The organism is Paraburkholderia sp. BR10141 (assembly GCF_056155635.1).
Window position 1 is genome coordinate 1 of the sequence record NZ_JBMIQH010000026.1, and the last position, 23409, is coordinate 23409.

At 64.5% G+C, this 23409-nt stretch carries 18 protein-coding genes; 6 read left to right on the forward strand and 12 right to left on the reverse strand.

The window, feature by feature from the left end; all coding sequences use genetic code 11:
* Nucleotides 1-190: 190 nt before the first annotated feature.
* Genes ACOJB8_RS29150 through ACOJB8_RS29160 form a run of 3 tightly spaced genes read right to left on the reverse strand, consistent with a single transcriptional unit; the run spans nt 191 to nt 6202 of the window.
* Nucleotides 191-1684 (reverse strand): efflux transporter outer membrane subunit, encoded by a 1494-nt coding sequence (locus ACOJB8_RS29150; RefSeq protein WP_475015709.1) that lies wholly within the window; start codon nt 1682-1684, stop codon nt 191-193.
* A 1-nt stretch (nt 1685) separates the two neighbouring features.
* The gene (locus ACOJB8_RS29155) at nt 1686-4904 is read right to left on the reverse strand and encodes an efflux RND transporter permease subunit (protein ID WP_342946147.1); all 3219 of its coding nucleotides are present in this window, start codon (nt 4902-4904) and stop codon (nt 1686-1688) included.
* An 11-nt stretch (nt 4905-4915) separates the two neighbouring features.
* On the reverse strand, nt 4916-6202 hold the full coding sequence (locus ACOJB8_RS29160; RefSeq protein WP_475015711.1) for an efflux RND transporter periplasmic adaptor subunit: 1287 nt from the start codon (nt 6200-6202) through the stop codon (nt 4916-4918).
* A gap of 881 nt (nt 6203-7083) precedes the next feature.
* On the opposite strand from ACOJB8_RS29160, the gene ACOJB8_RS29165 reads away from it, so the two are divergent.
* Genes ACOJB8_RS29165 through ACOJB8_RS29185 form a run of 5 tightly spaced genes read left to right on the forward strand, consistent with a single transcriptional unit; the run spans nt 7084 to nt 12021 of the window.
* Complete coding sequence (locus ACOJB8_RS29165; RefSeq protein WP_475015713.1) at nt 7084-8061, forward strand: LysR family transcriptional regulator; 978 nt, start codon at nt 7084-7086, stop codon at nt 8059-8061.
* Nucleotides 8061-9530 carry an NAD(P)/FAD-dependent oxidoreductase gene (locus ACOJB8_RS29170; RefSeq protein ID WP_342946149.1) on the forward strand — a complete coding sequence of 490 codons (1470 nt, stop codon included), beginning with the start codon at nt 8061-8063 and terminating at the stop codon, nt 9528-9530. The genes ACOJB8_RS29165 and ACOJB8_RS29170 overlap by 1 nt, the downstream gene beginning before the upstream one ends.
* 32 nt (nt 9531-9562) lie before the next feature.
* Nucleotides 9563-10075 carry a CMD domain-containing protein gene (locus ACOJB8_RS29175; protein ID WP_342946150.1) on the forward strand — a complete coding sequence of 171 codons (513 nt, stop codon included), beginning with the start codon at nt 9563-9565 and terminating at the stop codon, nt 10073-10075.
* On the forward strand, nt 10072-10713 hold the full coding sequence (locus tag ACOJB8_RS29180; RefSeq protein ID WP_069268030.1) for a peroxidase-related enzyme: 642 nt from the start codon (nt 10072-10074) through the stop codon (nt 10711-10713). Before ACOJB8_RS29175 ends, ACOJB8_RS29180 begins: the two co-directional genes overlap by 4 nt.
* A gap of 3 nt (nt 10714-10716) precedes the next feature.
* Nucleotides 10717-12021 carry an MFS transporter gene (locus ACOJB8_RS29185; RefSeq protein ID WP_342946151.1) on the forward strand — a complete coding sequence of 435 codons (1305 nt, stop codon included), beginning with the start codon at nt 10717-10719 and terminating at the stop codon, nt 12019-12021.
* Between the two features lie 57 nt (nt 12022-12078).
* Here ACOJB8_RS29185 and ACOJB8_RS29190 read toward each other — a convergent pair whose 3' ends face one another.
* From ACOJB8_RS29190 to ACOJB8_RS29205, 4 genes are all read right to left on the reverse strand, one after another.
* Nucleotides 12079-12546 (reverse strand): septal ring lytic transglycosylase RlpA family protein, encoded by a 468-nt coding sequence (locus tag ACOJB8_RS29190; RefSeq protein WP_475015715.1) that lies wholly within the window; start codon nt 12544-12546, stop codon nt 12079-12081.
* A gap of 204 nt (nt 12547-12750) precedes the next feature.
* Entirely contained in the window at nt 12751-13056 is a 306-nt protein-coding gene (locus tag ACOJB8_RS29195) for a DUF4148 domain-containing protein (RefSeq protein WP_342946153.1), read from the reverse strand.
* A 104-nt stretch (nt 13057-13160) separates the two neighbouring features.
* Entirely contained in the window at nt 13161-13409 is a 249-nt protein-coding gene (locus ACOJB8_RS29200; RefSeq protein WP_141710858.1) for a hypothetical protein, read from the reverse strand.
* A gap of 299 nt (nt 13410-13708) precedes the next feature.
* Entirely contained in the window at nt 13709-15307 is a 1599-nt protein-coding gene (locus ACOJB8_RS29205; RefSeq protein WP_342946154.1) for a tetratricopeptide repeat-containing glycosyltransferase family protein, read from the reverse strand.
* Nucleotides 15308-15759: 452 nt separating this feature from the next.
* Between ACOJB8_RS29205 and ACOJB8_RS29210 the strand changes: the two genes are divergently transcribed.
* Entirely contained in the window at nt 15760-16893 is a 1134-nt protein-coding gene (locus tag ACOJB8_RS29210) for a porin (RefSeq protein ID WP_342946155.1), read from the forward strand.
* 110 nt (nt 16894-17003) lie between these two features.
* On the opposite strand, the gene ACOJB8_RS29215 is transcribed toward ACOJB8_RS29210, so the two are convergent.
* The 5 genes from ACOJB8_RS29215 to ACOJB8_RS29235 all read right to left on the reverse strand — a co-directional run bounded on the left by ACOJB8_RS29215 (nt 17004) and on the right by ACOJB8_RS29235 (nt 23198).
* Complete coding sequence (locus tag ACOJB8_RS29215; RefSeq protein ID WP_475015717.1) at nt 17004-17729, reverse strand: haloacid dehalogenase type II; 726 nt, start codon at nt 17727-17729, stop codon at nt 17004-17006.
* A gap of 131 nt (nt 17730-17860) precedes the next feature.
* Entirely contained in the window at nt 17861-19573 is a 1713-nt protein-coding gene (locus ACOJB8_RS29220) for an ABC transporter ATP-binding protein (protein ID WP_475015719.1), read from the reverse strand.
* 9 nt (nt 19574-19582) lie between these two features.
* A complete protein-coding gene (locus tag ACOJB8_RS29225) occupies nt 19583-20560 on the reverse strand; it encodes an ABC transporter permease (protein ID WP_342946158.1) in 978 nt (325 codons plus the stop codon).
* 13 nt (nt 20561-20573) lie between these two features.
* Nucleotides 20574-21554, reverse strand: coding sequence for an ABC transporter permease (locus tag ACOJB8_RS29230; RefSeq protein ID WP_069268021.1), 981 nt, complete (start codon nt 21552-21554; stop codon nt 20574-20576).
* Between the two features lie 42 nt (nt 21555-21596).
* Entirely contained in the window at nt 21597-23198 is a 1602-nt protein-coding gene (locus tag ACOJB8_RS29235) for an ABC transporter substrate-binding protein (RefSeq protein ID WP_069268020.1), read from the reverse strand.
* Nucleotides 23199-23409 lie beyond the last annotated feature (211 nt).

A 23409-nucleotide genomic window follows, 5' to 3' on the forward strand; every position in this document is an offset into this window, starting at 1 on the left:
AAAAACACGACATCTGTAAATAGCCAGAACACGACATTAGGACGTAGCCCCCACACCCGTACACATCAAAAAGTTCGATAATTTGCATTATGTTAAATAAAAGATAACCATGTCTCCAGCACCAATCTACTCGCGATCCGCCTCCCTCAGCGTAGCGACGGACCGGCGCTCGCATCAAGCCCCCCGAGGATCATTGCGGCACCTGCGCAACGGGTTCCGGCGTAGCGGGCTGTGCAGGAGGCGGTCCGCTTGCCGGTTGCGGCACGCTCATCTGCTCCGCCTGCACGACCCACCCGCCGCCCATTGCCATGTAGAGATTGACGAGGTTCGTCAGCGTCGCGGCCCGGGTCTGCGTCTGCTGCAGTTCCGCGTTGAACAGATTGCGCTCGGCATCGAGCACCTCCAGGTAGCTCGTATAACCGCCCTCGTAGCGTAGCCGCGCGAGCCGCAGATACTTGCGCAGCGAGGCGACCTGATCGTTCTGAATCTCAAGCTGCTCACGCGACTTCTGCGTCGAGATCAGCGCGTCGTCAACCTGCTGGAACGCGACCCTTATCGCATTTTCGTAGGCGAACAGCGCCTCCTGTTGACGCGCGTCGGCCTGCTTGTTCTGACCGTAGATGTTGCCGCCCGTAAAGAGCGGCATCGTTGCCGAGCCGGCGAACGCCCATACCCGAGCAGGTCCGGTGAAAAGACTGGAGAACTGCGTACTCACTGATCCGAAGAGCCCCGTGAGCGAGATCTGCGGGAAATACAGCGCGCGCGCCGCACCGATCAGCGCATTTTGCGCAACCAGATTCTGCTCGGCCTGCAGCAGGTCCGGGCGGCGTTCGAGCAGGTCCGACGGCATGCCCGCAGGCACGGCCGGCGTCGAGAGATCCACCAGTGCGCGACCGCGCAGGATCGGCTCGGGATTGCTGCCGAGCAGCACCGCAATCGCGTCTTCCTGCTGAGCGATCTGCTGCTCGAATTGCGGGATGGTCGCCTTCGTCGCCGCATAGTCGGACTGGCTCTGGGCAAGTTCCATATCCGAGGTCTGCCCGAACTGCTGGCGCAGCGTGAACACATGCACGGAATCGGCGCGACTCTCCGTTGTGCTCTTCGCGATTTCGAGCTGCGCGTCGAGGCTGCGCAGCGTGATATAGGACGATGCAACCGATGCGACGAGCGTCAGGATCGTCGCGCGGCGGCTCTGCTCGGCCGCGTTCACGTTGGCACGTGCCGCTTCGGTTTCGCGCCGCACCTGGCCAAACAGATCGATGGTCCAGAAGGCAGACAGATTCGGCTGGAACTCGTTGAAGACCGGCGAGACGCCGGCCGGTATCGGCGTCGGCCCGTTCTGCGATGCGCGCTCGCGCGTCGCGCTGAAACTGGCACTCGCCTGCGGGAACAGTGCCGAGCGCGTGCTCACGAACTGTCCCATGAACTCGTCGACACGCGCAGCCGCCTGTTTCACGTTGAGGTTGTTTTCCAGCGCGGTCTTCACCAGGTCGTTCAGCACCGGGTCGTCGAACTGCGCCCACCACATGGTGTTGGCGACGTCGGCCACGTCCGGGTAAGCAAACCGGTACGTTGCCGGCACCTCCACTTTCGGCCGCTCGTAGTTGGGGCCGAGCAGACAGCCGTTCAGCAAGCCGATGAGCAGGACTGGCGCGGCGACGCGCGTGAAGGCTGCGGCACGCATGTCAGTCGCCCTCATGCCGCGCGGACGGCGTGACGGTCGGCGAGCCAGGGCCGCCCGAGGCCGGTGGTGGCGCTTCGCTATCCGGCTTGGGCGTTTCCTTGCCGCCGCCCTTGCGCGAACCCAGCGACTCGATCCCCCAGTAGAACATCGGAATGAAGAACACGGCGATGGCGGTCGCACCCAGCATCCCGCCGATCACCCCGGTGCCGATCGAATGGCGGCTGTTTTGCGAGGCGCCGAGTGCTATGGCGAGCGGCACGCAGCCGAGGATGAACGCAAGCGACGTCATCACGATCGGCCGCAGGCGCTCTTCCGCGGCGACGAGCGCGGCGTCGTACGGCGTCTTGCCCGTCTCCCGGTTCAGGACGGCGAACTCGAAGATCAGGATCGCGTTCTTCGCGGCGAGCGCGATCAGCATGGTGAGCCCGATCTGGAAGTACACGTCGTTGTTCAGGCCGCGCAGCAGGATCGCGAGCAGCGCGCCGAACAGCGCGAACGGCACCGCCATGAGTACGCCGAGTGGCAGCGACCACTTCTCGTATTGCGCGGCGAGGATCAGGAACACCATGACGATCCCGAACACGAACACGAGCCCCCCGGTCGAGCCCGACTTGATCTCTTCGAACGCCTCGCCGCTCCACCCGACGGCGTAGCCCGGCGGCATCTGCGCGGCGAGTTCCTTCAGGGTGTCGATCACCTGGCCCGAACTGTAGCCCGGCGCCGCATTCGCGGTAATTTTCACCGCCGGGAAGTTGTTGAAGCGCGTGATCAGATCGGGTCCCGTGACGTACTTGTAAGTCATCACCGCCTTGATCGGCACCATGTTGTTCGAGCGGCTGCGCACGTAAATCTGGTCGAGGTCGGCGGGCGTGAGCCGGTAGCGCGGATCGGCCTGAACGATCACCTGCCAGAGCCGCGCGTCCTTGTTGAACTGCGAGACGTAGAGCGAGCCGAACATCGTCTGCATCGCGCTGTACACCTCTTCGACCGGCACGCCGAGTGTCTCCGCCTGGTCGCGGTCGACGTTCACGAGCAACTGCTGCGAGCTTGCGTTGAACGTCGTGGTCACACCGGCCAGTTCGGGGCGCGCCTTCGCCTTCGTCATGAAGTCCTGCACGACGCCAGCGAGCTGCTGAATGGAGCCGTCTCCGTGGCTTTCGATCCACATTTCGCTGCCGCCCGTGGTACCGAGACCGGGAATGGACGGTGGATTCACCGGTACGACGATGCCCTCCTGAATCTTCGAGAGCGTTTCGTAAGCCTTGATCAGCACGGCACGCGCGTTTTGCTCCCGGATGTTCGAGAACTTGTACCGTTCGTCGAACCCTTTCAGGCCGACGAAGAACGTGCCCGCGTTGTTCTTGTTCTGGCTGTCGAGCAAGCTGAAGCCGTTCACGATCGTGATGCTGCTGACCGCGGCCTGCTTCATGAAATGGTCGGTGACCTTGTCGCCCACGGCCGCGGTGCGATCGAGGCTCGCGGCGTCCGGCATGATGATCGCGCCAAGCAGATAGCCCTGGTCCTCGGGTGGCAGGAAAGCGCCGGGGATCGACTTGCCCATGAGGACCGCAAGCGCGATCACGGCGCCGAAAACGAGCAGGCCCAACACGTAGCGCCGGATGATGAACTGCACGGCGCGCCCGTAGCCGGCGGTCATCCGCGCGAACTGGTTGTCGAACCACCGGAAGAAGCCTTTTTTCTCATGGTGCGTGGGCTTGAGCAGAATGGCGGCCAGTGCCGGAGACAGCGTGAGCGCCACGATGCCCGAGAACACCACCGAGATCGCGATCGTGATTGCGAACTGCTTGTACAACTGTCCGGTGATCCCGCCCAGGAACGCAACCGGCACGAACACGGCGCACATGACGAGCACGATCGCGATGACCGGGCCCGACACCTCGTCCATCGCCCGCTTGGCCGCGTCTTTCGGACTGAGCTTGAATACCGTCATGTTGCGCTCGACGTTCTCGATCACGACGATCGCGTCGTCCACGACGATGCCGATGGCGAGCACCATGCCGAACAACGTCAGCATGTTGATCGAAAAGCCCAGCGCCGCCATCCCCATCGCCGTGCCGACGATCGACACCGGGACGGCCAGCACCGGAATGAGCGTCGCGCGCAGGCTCTGCAGAAACACGTACACGACGATCACCACCAGCACGAGCGCTTCGAAGAACGTATGGATCACGTCTGCGATCGACGCACGCGTGAAATCCGTCGTGTCCAACGCGATCTGATAGTCGAGCCCTTCAGGAAACGACGTTTTGAGTTGCGCAAGTGTCTCGTGTACCTGCTTCGAAACGTCGAGCGCGTTCGCACCTGGCTGCTGGTAGACCGCGATGATCGTCGCGGGCTTGCCCTGGAAGGTGGTGCGATTCGAATAGCTCTTTTGACCCAGTTCGGCCCGGCCAATGTCTTTCAGGCGGACGATCGCCGCGCCGTTGCTCGCTGCGCGGATGATGATGTTGTCGAATTCGGCCGCCGTCGCGAGCCGCCCGGTTGTCGTCACTGCGAACGACTGCTCGACCGGGTTGCCGGTTGGCGCCTGGCCGACCGTGCCGACCGCGAATTGCTGGTTCTGGGCGCGCACGGCGTTTTGCACGTCGCCGGCGGTAATGCCGAGCTGCGCCATGCGATCGGGCTTCAACCAGATCCGCATCGCATAATCCGGAGTGCCAAAGATCGACGACTGGTTCGCGCCTGGAATCCGCTTGAGCGTATCGAGCACGTAGACGTTTGCGTAGTTCGCGATATAGGTCGGGTCGAAGCGGTCGTCCGGAGAGTAGATCGCGATCACCATCATGAAAGCGTTCGACTTCTTCTGGACCTGGACGCCCTGCGACTGCACCTGCTGCGGCAGTTGCGGCAGCGCGAGGTTCACGCGGTTCTGCACGTCGACCTGGGCGAGTTCCGGATTGGTGCCGATCCCGAAGAACACGTTGAGCGTGTAGTTGCCCGTGGACGAACCGGACGAATACATGTAGATCATGTTGTCCGCGCCGTTGACCTGTTGCTCGATCGGCGCCGCCACGTTGTTCGCCACGACGTCCGCGCTGGCCCCCGGGTAGGTCGCGGAGACCGTGACCTGCGGCGGCGTGACGTCCGGATACTGGGCGATGGGAAGCGCGAGCATCGTCAATGCGCCGCCGAGCGTGATCACGATCGAGATGACGGACGCGAAGATGGGCCGATCGATGCAGAAGTGCGAGATGTTCATCGAGTCGCCCCTTACTGCGACGCGCCGCTGCTTGCGGCAGGCGCCGTCGCGCGCGTGCCCGCACTCGCCTGCGGCGCTGACGCCCCGCCCTTCTCGACGACTGCCTTGCCGCCGGTCTGCGTCGAAGGAAGCGTTCCGGCAATCTTGAGCGGCACGTTGGGCACGACGCGGATCGCGCCGTCTACCACGATGCGCTCGCCGGCCTTCAGGCCATCGTTGATGAACCAGTTGTCGCCGCTCCAGTCGCCGACTTCCACCACGCGCTGCTTCGCCTTCGACTCATTGTCCACGACCCAGACGAAGTGGCTCTTCGCGCCCTGCAGCACGGCCCGTTGCGGCACGAGGACGGCATTCGGCCGCGTGGCGCCCGTCACGCGCGCGCGCACGAACTGGCCCGGCCGCAACGTGCCCTTAGGGTTCGCAAGGGAGGCCCGCACGAGGAACGTGCCCGTGTCGGTGCTGAACGCCGGATTCGCAAAACTGATGGCGCCGTGCTGCGGAAATTCCGTGCCGTCCGCAAGTAGCACGACCACGACGAATTCGCTATTCGGCGGGAAGATCAGCTTGCCTGCCGAAATCTCGTCCTGAAAGTGGAGCATTTCGTTTTCGGAAATGCTGAAGTTCACCCAGATCGGATCGAGCTGATAGACAAACGTAAGGAGACCGGATGAATTGGCGATCAGATAGCTGCCGTCCTGCTGTCTTGCATAGCTCGCGAGTCCATCCAGCGGCGACTTGATCGTCGTGTAGCCGAGATTGAGTTCCGCTGTCTCGACCTGCCCTTGGGCGGAAATCACCGCGGCCTGGGCCTGCTTCTCGTTGCCGATCGCGTCGTCGAGGTCCTTCTGGCTCAATGCCTGTTGCGCGGCGAGCGGCTTGACCCGGGCAAGATTCTGCTGCGCTACCGTGAGCCGCGCCTGCTGCTGCGCAAGCTCGCCCCGCGCCGTCTGGAGCGCGGCCTGAAATGGCTTCGGATCCATCAGGAACATCGTCTGGCCGGCCTTCACCTTGTCGCCTTCGGAATAGGTCCGCCGGTCGAGAAAGCCGTCCACGCGCGCACGAATTTCGACTTCACGCGAACTCTGCGTCTGTGCGGTGAACTCGAGCTGAACCGGGGTGTCCTGAGCCGTGACCGTCATCACCGTGACTTCCGGTGCGCCGAGCGCCGGCGGCCCCGATGCCTTCTTGCAGCCGGCGAAGAGCGTCAGCGCAATGACGACGAAGATTAGCGGCAGGCGGTCCCGGCGTGCCGCAACCCGGGGTAACGGTCGATGCTCCGGAAAGAACGGTCCGCTCATGAATGGCCTCCCGCAACGCGCCGGACCTGCGCATCGCCCCGGTACGCGCGCGCCATGGTCACCTCTGCGTTGCCCGCTCTCACTGTTCGCGAATTGGATCAGCAAGGATCTGCACACTGCGCTGGACACGGCGCCGGCTCAAGCATGACGGGGCCAGCCGACTTGCCGCTCCCGGACGATTGCCCACGCCGGTTATGACTTCTTCGATACAACGTGCCCCGATGATTCGCGCGAAGATCGGAATGATCTTTGGGTCGCTGGCTCAGGTGCCGCGCATACGGCGCGCTCGAAGCGCCACCAGCGCTGCCCGGCGCGTTGGTATTGGCGCCGTCCTGTCACGGCGCTCGTAGTCGTCAAGTGTGGTAGCCGTCCAGGGCAAAAACAATGAGACTTTGGTCCGATATCCCGCCGAGCCGCGTTTTGCTGTACACGGCAAGGACGCACGGTTGCCGGGGCAACCGCCACGCGGTATGCCCACGTTGCAGTTTGTCCACGGTTGTTGGTCGCGCATTCCGCAAATGCGCTTGAACTGATCATTGAGCAAGCCACTAGCAACACGATCTTCATGGCGGTCTCCCGAAGGTTCTGCCAAAACGTGACAGGCGCATGATTGATGCAGCCTTGATCACCCCGTCTTCGTCTCAAAGACTGCAGGACGCGCGTTCAGCGAAGACCATCGTGCCGATACCACCGCTTCTTCATCCGGGCACACGTTGAGAACCGGTGCCGAGTCTTGCCGCCCACGCCACGACAGGAACAATGTCGTTAGGGGAAACCCCTCTTCCGGAATAACGATATAAAGATCAATTATTTAAAAAACGTATTCTTACAGCGTCAGAATGTGATTTACGCATTCTCGTGCACCCAACATCAACCGGAAGATGGAACTACGCCAGCTCGAAGCCTTCGCCGCAGTGATCACGACCGGCAGCGTCACCGCCGCCGGCCGCCTGCTGGGGCGCTCGCAGCCAGCGATCACGCGGCTGATCCAGGAGCTCGAAACCGAGGTCGGCTATGCGCTGTTCACGCGCAATGGCCCACGCGTCACGCCGACCGAGCAAGGCATCCTGCTCTATGAGGACGTCGAGCACGTGCTGACGGGCGTGCAACAGATCCGCAAGCGCGCCGGCGAAATCGGCCGCGGCGAAAGCCGGCCGCTGCGCATTGCCGCGACTTCTGCCCTCGCCGCCGGCCTCGTACCCGTCGCGCTCGCGCGCACCGATGTCGGTGACACCGCGCAGACGATCCAGTTGCGCAGCCTGCCCCCCGAACAGGTCGTGCACGATGTCCTCACCGGCGCGGCCGACATCGGCGTGGCGAGCCTGCCGCTTGAGCATCGCGGCGTGGTCGTGCACTGGATCGGGCAATCCGCGTGCGTTGCGGCGCTGCGCGACGATGATCCGCTAGCCCGCTCCGAGCGGCTGCCGCTGTCGGCCTGCGAGGGCCGGCGCATCGTCACGATGCAGAACCCGTATCGCCTGCGCCGCCGGCTCGATCATGCGTTCGCACAAGCAGACGTTTCCCCTGCGGGGCTGATCGAGACGAATTCGTCGATGAACGCGCTGACCGCGGTTCGCGCCGGTCTCGGCATCTCGGTGCTCGAACCCGTCACCGCCTACGGCATGCCGCTGGCCGGTGTCGCGATCCGCCCGATCGACGCCGACATTCCGTATTTCTTCGGCGTGATCTCGCGCGATGCCATCGCGTTGCCCCCCTCGGCCGTGACGCTCATCGACGCGCTCGCGGACGCAGCTCGCGCTGTGCTGCCCGATTTCGCGCTGCGTGCGAGCGCCGAACACGCCCAGGTCCTGCAGTCGCTGTATGGCGATCTGCCCGCCGCCAAGGAATCGTTGCCGTAATGAATCCGACCACCCCATCGTCCGCAGGTCTCGCCGCGCTCGAAGCCCGTCTGCGCGAGGATCTCGCGTGGCTCGAACTGCCCGCGAAGCGCTGGATACCCGAACGCACTCTCGATGGCCGCTCCTTGATCAACGTGGCGATCGTGGGCGGCGGTATGGCGGGGCTTGCGCTGGCCGCCGCGCTCGACCATCTCGGCATCGACGCCGTCATTTACGATCAGTCGCCACGCGGTTTCGAAGGTCCATGGGCCACCACCGCGCGCATGGAAACATTACGTTCTCCGAAGCAGCTGACCGGCCCCGCGCTCGGCCTGCCCTCGCTCACGTTCCGCGCGTGGTTCGAAGCGCAGTTCGGCGGGCAGGCGTGGGACGCGCTCGACAAGATTCCGCGTCTGCAATGGATGGACTATCTGCGCTGGTACCGCGATGTGCTCGACATCGACGTGCGCAACGAACACCGCGTCACCGCCATCACACCGTGCGCAAACGGCAGCGTCGCGCTGTCCCTCACGAGCGCTGCCGGCGGCGAGACCATCCATGCGCGCCACGTCGTCCTCGCGACGGGCCGCGACGGCCTGGGCGGTCCCGCCGTGCCGGCCTTCGTGCGCGATCTGCCGCGCCGCTTCTACGCCCATTCGTCCGACGTCATGGACTATGGCACGCTGCGCGGCAAGCGCGTCGGCGTCATCGGCGCGGGGGCATCGGCGATGGACAGTGCGGCCACCGCGCTCGAAGCGGGTGCGGCCTCGGTCGATCTGCTGATCCGTCGCGCGGACATCCCGCGCATCAACAAGGGCAAGGGCGCGGGCAACCCGGGCCTCACACATGGCCATGTCGCGCTCTCCGACGACTGGAAGTGGCGCATCCGCCACTACATCAACGTGCAGCAGGTGCCGCCGCCGCGCGGCAGTACGCTGCGCGTGTCGCGCCACGCCAACGCCCGCTTCAACCTCGGTGCGCCGATAACCGGTGTCGAACAGGTCGACGACGAACTGCACGTCAGCACACCGAAAGGCGACTTCGCACTGGACTTCCTGGTGTTCGCAACGGGCTTTCGCATCGATCTGACGAGCCGCCCCGAGTTCGCGCCGTTTGCCCGCCACGTTCGTGCGTGGAAAGACCGCTACGCGGCGCCAGCTGGCGACGACGACATCGAGCTTGCCGATTCGCCCGACCTCGGACCGGTGTTCGAATTCCAGGAAAAGACGCCCGGCGCGTGCCCGGGGCTCGAGCGCATTCACTGCTTTTGCGCGCCCGCGACGCTCTCGCACGGCGCGCTGTCGGGCGATATTCCGGCGGTCAGCGACGGCGCGAAGCGGCTCGCACAAGGGCTTGCCGCCACGTTCTATCGAGAGGATGTCGAATTGCACTACGCCAACATGGCGGCCTTCGCCGAGCCGGAAATCGAAGGCGACGAATGGACGCCCGCGCCATCGCCTCCGGCACTCGCCGAGCGCGAAGCGAAATGAGCGCGTGAATCTGCCGTTCTCCGGAATTGACCATGACATACGACACTGACGACATCGTCGATCGCGTTGCCGACCTGGCGCCCGACTCGGCCACCCGCACATTGCGGCACCAGCGCGCCAAAGTGGTGGAAGCGACGCAAGGCAGCTACGACGCGCTGTTCGACCCCACGCTGGAAGGCCTCACGTTGATCGAGCGGCTACTCGTCGCGCTCTATGCGAGCCGCCTCGCGCCCTCACCGGCGCTCGCTGCCCACTACCGCGCCGAACTGGCCGCGCACGATGTCGATGCAGCGACGCTCGCCGCCGTGGCAACGGGCGCGACCGAGGATCTCGCTGCGCCGCGCCTGCGCGCGATCCTCGCGTTCACGCGCACGCTGATCGAAAATCCTGTTGCCGGCGACAAGGCCGCGCTGCAGACGCTGCCCGCCGCCGGCCTGACGACGCCGGCCGTGGTGGCGCTCGCCCAGCTGATTGCCTTTCTGTCGTACCAGACGCGCCTCGTCGCGGGTCTGCAAGCCCTCAAGCAGCTGGAGCGCGCATCATGAGCGACATCATCCGATCGCACGGCTTCACGAACGAATCACTCGAATGGGACGCGTGGCTCGACGTCGTCGACCTCGACCAGGCCACCGCGGGTCAAATTGCCGTTCTCGAGGAAAGCCACCCCAAGGCAAAAGTATCGGACTACTACCGGTTTCTCGTCCATCAGCCGGAAATCCTGCGGCAGCGCTCCGCCGCGTTCAACGCAATCATGTACGCGCCCGGCGGCTTGCCTCGCGCGGAACGGGAACTCTCGACCACCGTGGTTTCACGGCTCAACGGCTGCGTGTATTGCGCATCGGTGCACGCCCAGCGTTTCGAGCAGCTCGCCAAGCGCAACGACGTGATCCGGCAGGTATTCGCCGATCCGCACAGCGCGGGCACGACAAAGCGCGAAGAGGCGATTGCCCGCTTCTCGGCCGCGCTGACCGAGCACCCCGACGAGATCGAGGCGGCCCAGCTGCGCGAATTGCGTGAGGTGGGTCTTACGGATGCCGAAATTCTCGACTTGATCCATTCGATTGCCATCTTCGCGTGGGCGAACCGGCTGATGCTCAATCTCGGCGAACCTGTGTTTCCCGAGCCGACACCCGCCCCTGACCGACCGACGCTGGACCTCCCTTCAACCAAAACCCGGGGATAGCCGATGGGCACTCAACCTGGCATCAAGCCTGTCATCGTGGCCGCCGTACTGGCCAATGCGATGGAGTGGTTCGACTTCACCATCTTCGCCGCGATGACGCCGATCATCAGCAAGTTGTTCTTTCCGGCCTCGCACGGCGCAGCGGGCGCGGATCTGAACGCCATCCTGCTGACCACGGCCCTCTTCGGCGCGGGTTTTTTCATGCGTCCCGTAGGCGGCGTACTGCTCGGTCTTTACGGCGACACGTACGGCCGGAAGGCGGCCATGACGCTCGGCATGGGCATCATGGCGCTGGCCGCCGCGATCATGACCTTCGCGCCGACGTATGCAACGGCCGGCCTCGCCGCGCCGGTCCTGATGCTCTTGGCCCGGCTGCTGCAAGGTTTTTCGATCGGCGGTGAATTCGGCACATCGACGGCGTTCCTGATCGAACTGGCGCCGCCAAATCGCACCGGCTTCTACGGCTCGTGGCAGATGAGCGGACAACTCATGTCGACGATGCTGGGCGCCGCACTCGGCATGGTGGTCACACAGGTGTTCACGCCCGAGCAGCAACTCGCGGGCGCGTGGCGCATCCCGTTCGCGGTGGGCCTGCTCATCGCGCCGCTGACCATCTACCTGCGCCGTCATGCAAGCGAAACCTACGCGCGCATCCACGCGACGCCGGTTACCCGCGCGGCGGAAGCGGCCGCCGTCAAGCGCGGACTGTCCGACTATCTGATCGGGATGGGCATGGTGGTGGCGAGCACCGTCACGTTCTACGTCACGTTCGGCTACACCGTCACCTACGCGAAACAGGTGCTCAAGCTGCCCGTTTCGGAAAGCTTCATGGTGCAAATGATCGCGGCCATCGTCATGCTGATCGTCACGCCGATCGCGGGCGCGCTATCCGACCGCTATGACCGCAAGACGCTGCTGGTCGGCTCGCTGGGCGCCTACCTGGTGGCGATCTATCCGCTCTATGCCTGGATCGTGGCGGCGCCGTCCGTCTCCCGGCTGCTCGTCGCGCAGATCGTGATCGGCGTAGTGAGTGCGACCTTCCTCGGCGTCTATTGCACGACGCTTGCCGAGATGTTCCCCAAGCGCACGCGCGCGACCTCGCTCGCGGTGGTCAATAACGTCGTCGTCCTGATCTTTGGCGGCTTTGCGCAGACTTTCGTGACCTGGCTCATCGTACTCACGGGATCGCCGCTGGCGCCGGTACTCTATGTGATGATCGGCATCGCGCTCAGTCTCGTGGCCGTCGTGGCGCTGAAGCCGGGTCATTTCAGGCGGGGCAGCGCAAGCGCCGCTCAAACCATTGGGTGAGGCAGCGGGCTTGTCCATGTAGAAGGGTGAAGGCGAGGATGTGACGGCCCCCTCACGTCATCTTCCTGTCGTCAGGATTCCGTCGTCGTCCGACGCCGTCTGTGCGTTCGGCGTGTTCCCTATACGTTCGATCTGCACCCGCATCGACCGTGCGTCGGTGAGCCCCAGCGCTTTCGCCGCGGCATACGAGAGATCGATGATCCGGCCTCTCACATAGGGGCCGCGATCGTTGATGCGCACCACGACCGACTTCCCGGTTGCCACCGATCTGACGCGCACATAGCTGCCGAGCGGCAAGGTTCGATGGGCAGCCGTGAATGCGCCGGTGTTGAAGCGTTCCCCGTTCGCGGTCTCATGGCCCTGGAACTTCTCCGCATACCAGGATGCCTCGCCGGATTGGACCGCCTCGTGGCGCATATGACAGGAATCGCCGCTGCACGCGGCTTGCCGGGACGCCATTTGACCGCACGCTGTGAACAACGCACAGATTGCGAAAACGCTCAAATAGCGCAGTGATGGCGTCATGGACCACATGTCAGTCAAATGAGCGATGGCTCAACGTTCTTCAAAGGTGCACAGCATACCGCATGCCCGGTCGACATAAAATCCTGGCAATCTTTCAGGTTTCATGCAATGCGCTCGTAAGTCCGGCCCTCATTTCTCGGCTGATGCTCGAAAAGAGCCCCTCGATTCGTCGATGGGAAAGTAGGGGCTCGTCAACGCCCTGGCTTACTGACCGAAGTAAACCGGCTTCATGCTGTCACCGGCGGCGGGCGCGCCAGAGGACGACGTACTGCCTGCCATCCCGCCGTAACCGCTTCCGCCGTTCTGCGCGGCCACGCGTGCTTCGGCAGCCTGGATGTCGGCTGGGTAGTTGGTATTGTCGCCGTCACCTGGGCGGTAGCCCGCCTGTTCGAGCTGAATAAGCTCGGCGCGGACCTGCTCAGGCGTCACGGCGCTGTTCGATTGTGCAAACGAGACAGCCGGAGCAGACAGAATGGTAAGGATAACGAAGGTTTGAGCAAGGGATTTCATGATGAGGTTCCTCTAACGATTGCCACGTAGGATGCAACTAGCTTGAACCGATGCGCAGGTTCAATACGCTCCCGCAACTTTTCCCGCGCCCCCGCTGGCCTCCATTACTTGATGGAGGCCTGATTCCCCGTTCGTTGTTTCCGCCACGTTTTTGTTTGCACTGCCCAGCGGCCTGTGTCGAATCCACCCGAAGCGCAGGCTGCACCGTGGGTCCGCTGCCACCATGCGTGGTGATCGAAATTGCGCAGGAAATCGGCGCGGCGGCGCTCACGGAGGTAGTGCGCCGTCACGCCGGCCGCAGCGATCGCAAGCACGATCGTGCCGGCAGCCATACCCAGCCAGGTTGGGTCCACGTCAGCCTCCCGATTGCATCCGCAGCGCTCGCGCGCTCCATGTGTCCTTGGGCGCTCAGCGTTGGTAGCAACCGTCGCCGACGGGGTTTCCCTGAGCACGACGGATGCCGGAACGGTCAAGCGGCAAGCCGCCTGCAGCACGTTATGCAGATGTCATGCCATCCGGGAGCGATCCGCGCGGCGCCCTTCCCCACGTGCATCGCAGCGATGCGAGTCTGGGCGCGACCATCACCTGGCCGGGCGATGTTGGGCAATCGCCAACAGGCCGGCCGTGGCGCGCGGCAGTCTGCCAGGTACGGTCATTCTTGGGCAGCCTGGCGTGCGGCGATCCGCGCATCGAGCGCCGTGCGCAATGCGCTCACCACGTCGGCCCACTCGCCGCGGCGCGTTTGGCGGAACAGACGCGCGTTGGCGTACCACGGGCTGTCGTCGCGATTCAGCTGCCAGCGCCAGTCCGGTGTGAACGGCAGCGCAATCCACACGGGCTTGCCGAGCGCGCCCGCCAGATGCGCGACCGCCGTATCGACGGCGATCACGAGATCGAGTTGCGCGACGAGCGCAGCCGTTGCCGAAAACGTCGTCAGGCGCGTGCCGGCGTCGATCAGCCGGCCGCGCTGCACGAGTTCGTCCATGCACGCGCGGTCGCGCTCGCGCAGCTCTTTTTGCAGCGACACGAAGCGCACATCGGCGTCGAACAGCGGCAGGAGTTCCGCAAGCGGCATCGAGCGATTGCGATCGTTCACATGCGTCGTGCTGCCCGACCAGACCAGCCCCACACGCAGCCGCCGGTCGCCATCTTCCTCGGCGCCGATCACATCGGACCACGACGCGCGCGCGGCAGCGTCGGCGTCCGCATTGACATACGCGCCCGAAGTCGCGAAATCCGCTTCACGCAGCGCGAGGGCGTGCGGCAGGCTCAACATCGGCACGTGGTAGTCGAAAGCAGGCAATTCCGACGAGTCGCCGATGACGCTCGAGGCACCCGCTACGTTCTGCAGCAACGGCAGCAGCGCGTCCTGCACGCGCACGATCACGTTCGCGCCCTTCGCATGCAGGCGGTCGACGAAGCGCACGAACTGCAGTGTGTCGCCGAGACCCTGTTCCGCGTGCACGAGCACGGTCTTGTCCGCGAGCGGCTGGCCCTTCCACTGCGTCACGTCGGGGAAATCGTGTGTCATCGTGCCGTCGCGCCAGCGCCATTCGTATTCGCGCCAGCCGTGCTCGAATTCGCCGAGCAGTAGATTGGTCTGTGCGCGATTGGTGCGCGCACCGGCGTCGTTCGTGTCGATCGACAAGGCCTTCTTGAACTGGCGCAGCGCGTCGTCGAAGCGATGCAGGTCGCGCAACGCGACGCCCAGGTTCACGTAGGCGGCGACGAAATTCGGCTTGAGTTCGATTGCCCGCCGATACGCGTCGAGTTCCTCGTCGTACCGGCCCAGCTCGCCGAGCAGCGTGCCGCGGTTGTAGTGCACTTCCGCCGAACGCGGATACCGGCGCGCCAGACGCCCGAGATACCCGAGTGCGGCCTCGGCCTCCTCCAGCTGGATGAGCGACATGGCCGCGCCATGCAGCGCTTCGACGTGATCGGGCGCGAGCGCCAGCTGGCGTTCGTAGAGCGCGACGGCCTGGGTGTGACGCTGCGCGAGCTGGCAAATGCGTGCGGCCTGCTGCAACTGCTCCTGAGGCGTTGCGGCCGGTTGTGCCGCGCGCCAGGCGAATTCGGCGGCGCCCGCGTAATCCTCGCGCGTTGCGTAGACAAATGACATCGCTTCCAGTGCGCCCGCGTGATCAGGATGCGCTTGCAGGATCGATTGCAGGTCGTGCTCCGCGGCGTCGATGCGGCCGGCGGTGAAATGCTGCTTCGCCTGGGCGAGCAGCGCGACAATGGTGTCAGTCATGGGAACGCGGGGCGCTCGCGCCCGAATGCATGGATGAGGACTCAAGGCCGTATTTTACCTCAGCCGCTCCCGCGCAGTTCCGTCGCACCATGTCGCCGGGAATCACGATAACGAACGGTGCGGTCGATTTGAAACGTGGAACAACGCGTATTTCTTCGCGTTATTCATTCACGGTAATAATCAGGAATATGGATCGCAAAATCTTTCCAGAAATTACGATAAAAATGCGATAAATAGCGCGTTTTGACCAGCGCATGGGCGTGCCATAAAGTTCCTTGTTTTACCGGATATTTCGATCTTCCAGGCTGCCGATGTAATAGTCTGGAACAGGTAAGACAATGTTAGCCAATAATCGTGGCATGCATGCCACAACTCCTGAAAATCATTCCGGATATCGCGTTATGCTCCGCGCTCGCTCGCTTTCGAGTGAATAACAAAGCAATGGAGTTACGATGAAAAAGTACACCCTTTCCGCCCTCGCAGTCGCCGCAGCCTCTTTCGCGAGCGTCGCACACGCACAAAGCTCGGTCACGCTTTACGGTTTGATCGACGCGGGCGTCCTGTACACGAGCAACCAGTCGGGCAGCTCGAACGTGCAACAGTCGAGCGGCGCGCTCAACGGCAGCCGTTGGGGCCTGCGCGGTAGCGAAGACCTGGGCGGCGGCCTCAAGACGATTTTCGTGCTCGAGAGCGGCTTCAGCATTTCGACGGGCGCGGCGAAGCAAGGCAGCCGCATGTTCGGCCGCCAGGCGTTTATCGGCCTTTCGAGCGAGCAGGCCGGCGCGGTCACGCTGGGTCGTCAGTACGACAGCGTGGTCGACAACCTGGGCGGACTGTCGCTGAACGGCACGCAGTACGGCGGCACGCTCGCCGCGCACCCGTACGACAACGACAACCTCAACAACTCGTTCCGCGTGAGCAATTCGCTCAAGTACCAAAGCGTGAACTACGGCGGCCTCAAGTTCAATGCGCTGTACGGCTTCTCGAACGCCGCGGGCGGCTTCGCGAACAACCGCGCATACAGCGTCGGCGCCACATACTCGTTCGGCGGCCTCAAGGCGGGTGCGGGCTATCTTCAGCTGAACAACTCGGGTTCGACGATCAATAGCAGCGGCGCGGTCAGCGACGACGCCACCTTCACCGCATCGCGTCAGCGCACGTATGGCGCCGGATTGAACTACGCTTTCGGCGCAGCCAACGTGGGCTTCGTGTTCACGCAAACGCAGCTGAGCAACCTCACGGCCATCAACTCTTCGAACGCGGGTGCGACGACGTCGTTCGCCGGCAACAGCGCGCGCTTCAGCAACTTTGAACTCAATGGCCGCTATGCGTTCACGCCCGCAATCACGGTGTCTGGCGCTTATACGTACACGAACGCGAGCCTGGACGGTGTGAATCCGAAGTTCCATCAGTTCACGCTGCAAGGCGACTACGCGCTTTCGAAGCGCACCGACCTGTACGCCGAAGCCGCGTATCAGCGTGTCGTGGATGGCGAGGGCAAGATTCACGCGGACATCATGGGTGTTTCCGCTTCGGATTCGAACTCGCAAGCCGTGGCGACCGTGGGTATCCGCCATCGCTTCTAACGCGACGATCGCTCGCAACGTGAACGCCGCGCCAGCGGCGATCTGAGTACGGGCAGGCAGACGCCTCGGTGTCCGCCTGCCCGTATGCTTTGACGATACCCTTTAAAACCTCAATCTATCGAGGCATCGAGCTGACTCGCAAGCTCGTTTAAATCGTTCACCACGAAATCCCAGGCCTGCTCCGCTTTCAGGTCTGTTTTCTGATCGGGACCGTGCTCGGTCCGCCGCACGACGAAGGCGGTCGAAAGGCCAAGCCGGCGCGCCGCGGCCAAGTCGCCGTTATGCGCCGCGACGAGGCATACTTCGGCGGGCGCGAGACCCAGAATGTCCGCCGTTTCCGTGTACACCTGCGGCGACGGCTTGTAAGCGCGCACCACTTCGGCGCCGAGAATGGCATCCCATGGCAGGCCGGCGCGCCTCGCAAGGTCCACCATGAGCCGGATGTTGCCGTTCGACAAGGGAGCGATGATGAAGCGGCGTTTCAGACGATTCAGCGCCTCGACCGAATCGGGCCATGGATCGAGGCGATGCCAGGCCAGGTTGAGTTCGTCGATCTCGGCGTCCGTCGCTGCGGCAATACCGCTGCGCGCCAGCACCTTCACGAGATTCTCGCGATGCAGCACGTCGAGGCGCACGTAGGGCCGGCGGCCGCTGCGGATTTCCTCCATGGCGGGCGAATACTCGCGGCGCCAGGCGTCGGCGAACTCGAAAGCATCGAGATGAGGCGCGTGGCGCTGCAGAAAAGCGGCGGCTTCCCTCGCGACGCCGCGTCGCCAGTCCACGACGGTGCCGAAGACGTCGAATACGAGGGCCTTGATTTCGGTACGGTTCGTCATAGGGGCCAGCATCGGTAGTGGATCGGAGCGCGCATCGTGAATCGCCTCGGTCAACCGGCAAAGGCGGTGCAATACACATTGAAGCACCCAAACCGGAATCGCAGCTGATCGCTGCCCCACTACCCCGCGCTTCAGGCCGCTTCGGCCTCCAGCTCGCGCCCTGGAATCGCAGCGAGCAGCGCACGCGTATACGGATGGCACGGTGCGCGCCAGATGTCCTGATGGTCGCCGCTCTCGACGATCTTGCCCTGTTCCATCACGTGCACACGGTCGGCGATGTAGCGCACGACCGAAAGATCGTGCGAAATGAAGAGCATGGAAAGCCCCAGCTCGCGCTTGAGTTCGACGAGCAGATTGAGGATTTGCGCCTGGATCGAGACATCCAGCGCCGACACCGGCTCGTCGCAGATCAGCAATGCGGGTTCGAGCACGAGCGCGCGCGCAATACCGATGCGCTGACGCTGTCCGCCCGAAAATTCGTGTGGAAAGCGCGCGAGCGCGGCCGCGGGAAGACCCACACGTTCGAGCACCGAGCGCACACGCACGCGGCGTGCCGCCGCTTCGCCAACCCCATTCACAGCCAGCACGGTTTCGAGAATGTCGCCCACGGTGCGACGCGGGTTCAGCGACGCATAGGGATCCTGAAAGACCATCTGCACCTTGCGCCGTAACGGCCGCAACGCGCGCTCGCGGAGCGGGACGAGTTCCGTGCCGTCAAGCGCGATCGATCCGCCCGCAACCGGCACGAGGCGCATGATCGCACGCGAAAGCGTGGACTTGCCGCAGCCCGACTCGCCCACGAGCCCGACCGACTCGCCCCGGCCAATCTCGAACGAGACACCGTCGACGGCGCGAAGTGCCGGCGCGCCATGGCGCTGCGGGTACGCCACGCGCAGGTCGCGCACGGCGAGCAGCGGCGCGGCGTCCGTCGTCTGAAGGCCCGATGCCGTACACTCGGGCACCTTGCGCGGCACCACCACGAAGCCCGCCTCCTCGTCGGTGCGATCCACGCGACCGGCCGGTGCCGTGTGGCGGATTTCCGGCAAGGTCCACGAGCGGTAGTGCAGATCGTCGGCGAGATTGAGCGAAGCGCCGAGGAGCCCTCGCGTGTAGGCGTGGCGCGGGCGCGCGAAGAGATCCGCCGTCGGCGCTTCTTCTACCTTGCGTCCGGCCAGCATTACCGCCACGCGGTCCGCATGATCGGCCACGACGCCCAGGTCGTGCGTGATCAGCAGGAGCGACATCGACAGCTCCCGGCGCAGCGCGTCGAGCAGTTCGAGGATGCGCGCCTGGATCGTCACGTCGAGTGCGGTCGTGGGTTCGTCGGCGATCAGCAGACGCGGGCGGCACGCCACGGCCATCGCAATCATCACGCGCTGCCGCTGGCCGCCCGATAGCTCGTGCGGATAGTCGTCGAAGCGGCGCTGCGGCTCGGCAATGCGCACGAGATCGAGCAGCTCGACGGCACGCGCGCGAGCGGCCCGGCGCGACAGCGCCTCGTGCTGACGCAGCGTCTCCACGATCTGCGCGCCCACGCTGAGCACGGGGTTCAGCGAGGTCATCGGCTCCTGAAAGATCATCGAGATCTGTTTGCCGCGCAGATCGCGCACCGCCCCGCGCGGCAACCCCAGCAGCTCGCGTCCTTCGAAGCGCACGCTACCCGTGACGCGTCCTGGCTCGGGAACGAGCTGCATGAGCGAAAGCGCCGTGGCGGACTTGCCGCTGCCCGACTCGCCCACCAACGCGAGTATCTCTCCCGCCGCGATGTCGAAGCTCACGCCGCGCACCGCATCGTGCGCCCCAAAACTCACGCGCAAATCGCGTACTTCCAGCAGTTGGCTCACGTGGCACCTTTACGGTCGTTGCCGCTGCCGCGGATTGAGGGCTTCGGTCAGGCCGTCGCCGAGCAGATTGAGGGCGAGCACCGCGAGGACGATGGCCGCGCCGGGAATCGCCGTGAGATACCACGCCGTGCGCAGCGAATCGCGACCGGCGCCGATCATCGCCCCCCAGCTCATCACATTGGGGTCGCCCATGCCGAGGAACGACAGCGACGATTCGATCAGGATCGCGCTCGCCACCATCACGGAGGCTGTGACGATCACGGGCGGCAGCGCGTTGGGCAGGATTTCGCCGAAGATGATGCGCGTGTTGCTGAACCCCTGGCTGCGCGCCGCAAGCACGAAGTCAGAGCGCCGCAGCGTGCGGAATTCCGCGCGCACGATCCGCGCGACCGTGGGCCACGAGGCAACGCCAATGGCGAGCGCGATCACCACCACGTTGGGCCGCCCGATCGCTACGAGCACGATCACCAGCAGAAAGGACGGCACGGTCTGGAACAGCTCGGTGAGACGCACCAGCGCGTCGTCGATCAGGCCTCCGAAATAGCCGCCGGTGGCGCCAACGAGCGTGCCGATCACGAGTCCGATGCCTGCCGAGGCCGCGCCGATCAGCAGCGAAACGCGCGCGCCATGCGCGATGCCGGCTGCGACGTCGCGCCCGAGCGAATCGGTGCCCAGCCAGAATTGCGGGTCGCTGCCCGGCCATTCGAACGGGCCGCCCACCATGTCGAGCGGATCGCCCGGGTAGAGCCGCGGCGCGAGCACGGCGAGCACGACGAATGCCCCGAGCAGCACAAGGCCAGCGCAGGCCGAAGGGTTGCGCAGCAACGCGCGCCAGAAAGCGTGCCCGGCACGGCGCGCGGGCGCGCTGTCGCGCTCGGCGCCGCGGCGGCCAAGCAGCGCGAACGCCAACTGTCGCCGCCACGGCGAACCCTGGCGCGCGGCCGCACGTCGTGCGTCAACCGGCAGATCCGGCGATTCGAAACTCATTGCGGTTCCTCCGTTAGCCTATGCGCGGATCGAGCCATGCTTGCAGCAGATCGACCACGACGTTCGCGACGATCACGAGCAGCGACGACAGCAGCAGCACGCCTAGCAGCACGCTGAAGTCGCGCGCCAGCACCGCGTCGAGTGCAAGGCGGCCCAGCCCCGGCCAGCTGAATACCGTCTCCGTTACCGCCGCGCCGCCAAGCAGCGTGCCGAAATGCAGACCCACGAGTGTGGTGAGTGGCATCAGCGCGTTACGCAGCACGTGCCGCAAGGTCACGCGCCACGGATGCAGACCTTTCGCGTGCGCCGTGCGCACGAAGTCCTGGCGCTGGACTTCGATCATCGCGGCACGCGTAATGCGCGCGTAGATCGCGACGAAGAAGGTGGCGAGCGTCGCCGCGGGCAGCAACACGTGCCTCGCGACATCGGCGACGTAGGCGAAGCCGTGCAGGTCCGCCCCGATCGTGATGTTGCCGCCGCTCGGCAGCCACCCTAGCCGGACCGCGAACAGAATGATGGCGAGCAGGCCGATCCAGAATCCAGGCGTCGAATAGAACAGCAGCGCGAACACCGACAGCACGCGGTCGGGCCACTTGCCGGCCCAGTGCGCCATCACGGCGCCGAGCGCCACGCCGACGACGAGCGCGAGCGACAGCGCCACGCCCATCAGCAGCAAAGTGTTGGGCAAGCGCGAAAGAATGAGCTGCATCACGGGCATGTCGTAACGCGGCGAGTAGCCAAGGCTGAAATGCGCGAGATGCTTCAGGTACGTCCCGAGCTGCACCAGCAAGGGCTGGTCGAGCCCGAACTTCGCGCGCAGCATCGTCATCGTTTCCGTCGTCGCGGAGCCGGCTTCGCCGGCGATCACGTCGGCGGCGTCGCCCGGCATCAGCTTGAGCAGGAAGAAGTTGAGGATCACGATGCCCAGCACCGTGGGCACCGCCTGCCAGGCGGTGCGGCGCAGGATCGTTTGCCAGCGGGCGCTTCGGCTCATCGTTGGGCTCCGTCGAGGGTGCGATGCGCGTTTGGCACGCGCTCAGGCACTCAGCCACACATCGGCGAAGTTGCCTTCCAGGCCCTGCGCGCTCACCGTGTGATCGTGCACGCGCCGGTTGGCGAGCGTGACCATGCGCGGCGCGACGAGATTGAGGATCGGCAGATCGCGGTAAACGGTTTGCTGGAACTGCTTGTAGAGGCTCACGCGGCGGCTTTCGTCGATTTCGACCGACGCCGCTTCGAGCAGACGGTCCGCTTCCGCGCTGCTGTAATGCGGCGCATTCGAGAACGGCACGCCGGGGCGGATATTCTTCGACCAGTACAGGCGCTGCACGCCCACGGCCGGATCGAACAGCGTGTTGACGCCGATGCTCGTGAAATCGAACTGGCGGTCGGCGTAGACACGCTTGAGAAAAGACGGCAGATCCTGCGAGCGCACCGTGACGTCGATCCCCACGCGCGCGAGCGCCGATTTCACGTAGCCGGCCTGGCGCTGGTACATGTCGCCATACGGCAGGTAATCGTGCGTCAGCTTGAAGCGCACGCCATCCGCGCCGCGCGGCTTGCCCGCCGCATCGAGCAACGCCTCGGCCGCATGCGGGTCGAACGCGTAGGGCGTGATCTGCGCATCGTGATACGGCGAGGCGGGCGTGATGGGCGTGGGCGAGACGTCCGCATAACCGTAGGCCACGGTCTTCTGCACGACCTGCGCATTGATGGCGTGCGCGATGGCCTGGCGCACGCGTGGGTCCTTCAACACCGGATGATCGAGATTGAAATCGATCTCGGCCAAAGGCTCGAGGAAGCGGTAGCCACGCGTTTCCGTCACGAGCTGCGGTAATTGCGTGAGGCGCGGCAAGTCGGTGAGCGGCACGGGGTTCTCGCCGCCCAGATCGAGCGCGCCGGTTTCGAACGCCGCCGAGCGCGCGGCCGGATCGGGAATGACCTTGTAGACGAGCGCATCGACATACGGCTTGCCAGCGTCCCAGTAGTCGGGATTGCGCTCGTAGACAATGCTCGCGCCGCGCGTCCACGATTTGAAGCGGAACGGCCCGGTGCCAATCGGCGCGTTGTTGTGCGGGTTCGTGAGCGGGTCACCCGTGGCGTACAGATGCTTCGGCACGATCGGCGACTCGCCCGCCGAGAGCGCCTTGAGCAGAAACGGCGCGGGCTTCGACAATTCGATGATGGCCGTGCTCGCGTCGGGCGTCTGCACTTGCGTCACGTTAGCAAAAGTACTGCGTCCGCGCGGATGTATCGCTTTGAGCAAATCGACCGAAAACGCCACGTCCGCGGAAGTGAACGGCTGGCCATCGTGCCAGCGCACGTTCTGACGCAGCCTGAAGGTGTAGCGCAGACCGTCGGGGCTCACGCTCCAGGCGGTGGCCAGTTGCGGTTGTGGCTTCAGGTCGAAGTCATAAGCAAGGAGTCCTTCCAGCACCTTCGAGCTTGCGGCGAGCGCCGGTCCCGTGGTCTGGAAGATCGATACCAGCACGGGCGGCTCGGGATTGATCAGCACGTTCAACGTGCCACCGCGCTTGCGTGCGATGGCGTCCTGGGCGCGCGCAAGCACGGGCAACCCCGCGGCGGCGGCAGCCGCGCCGCTTGCAATGAGAAACTCACGACGGGTCAAACGTGACATGCTGATGCGTTCCGATATCAGTGAAGCTACGAGAGGCTAAACGTTGCGATCTGCGCGAGCCGGGAAATTCGCGCCGTGGCGACAGTGCTGCAATCGTAGCAACGGCCTCTTCGCGCGCTAACCAAGCGATGCTGCTATCCATATGACCCGCCGCGCCGAAGCAGCGACAACGCAATTGGAAAGCAGAAAAGCTTCTTTGTTATTCGCGAGC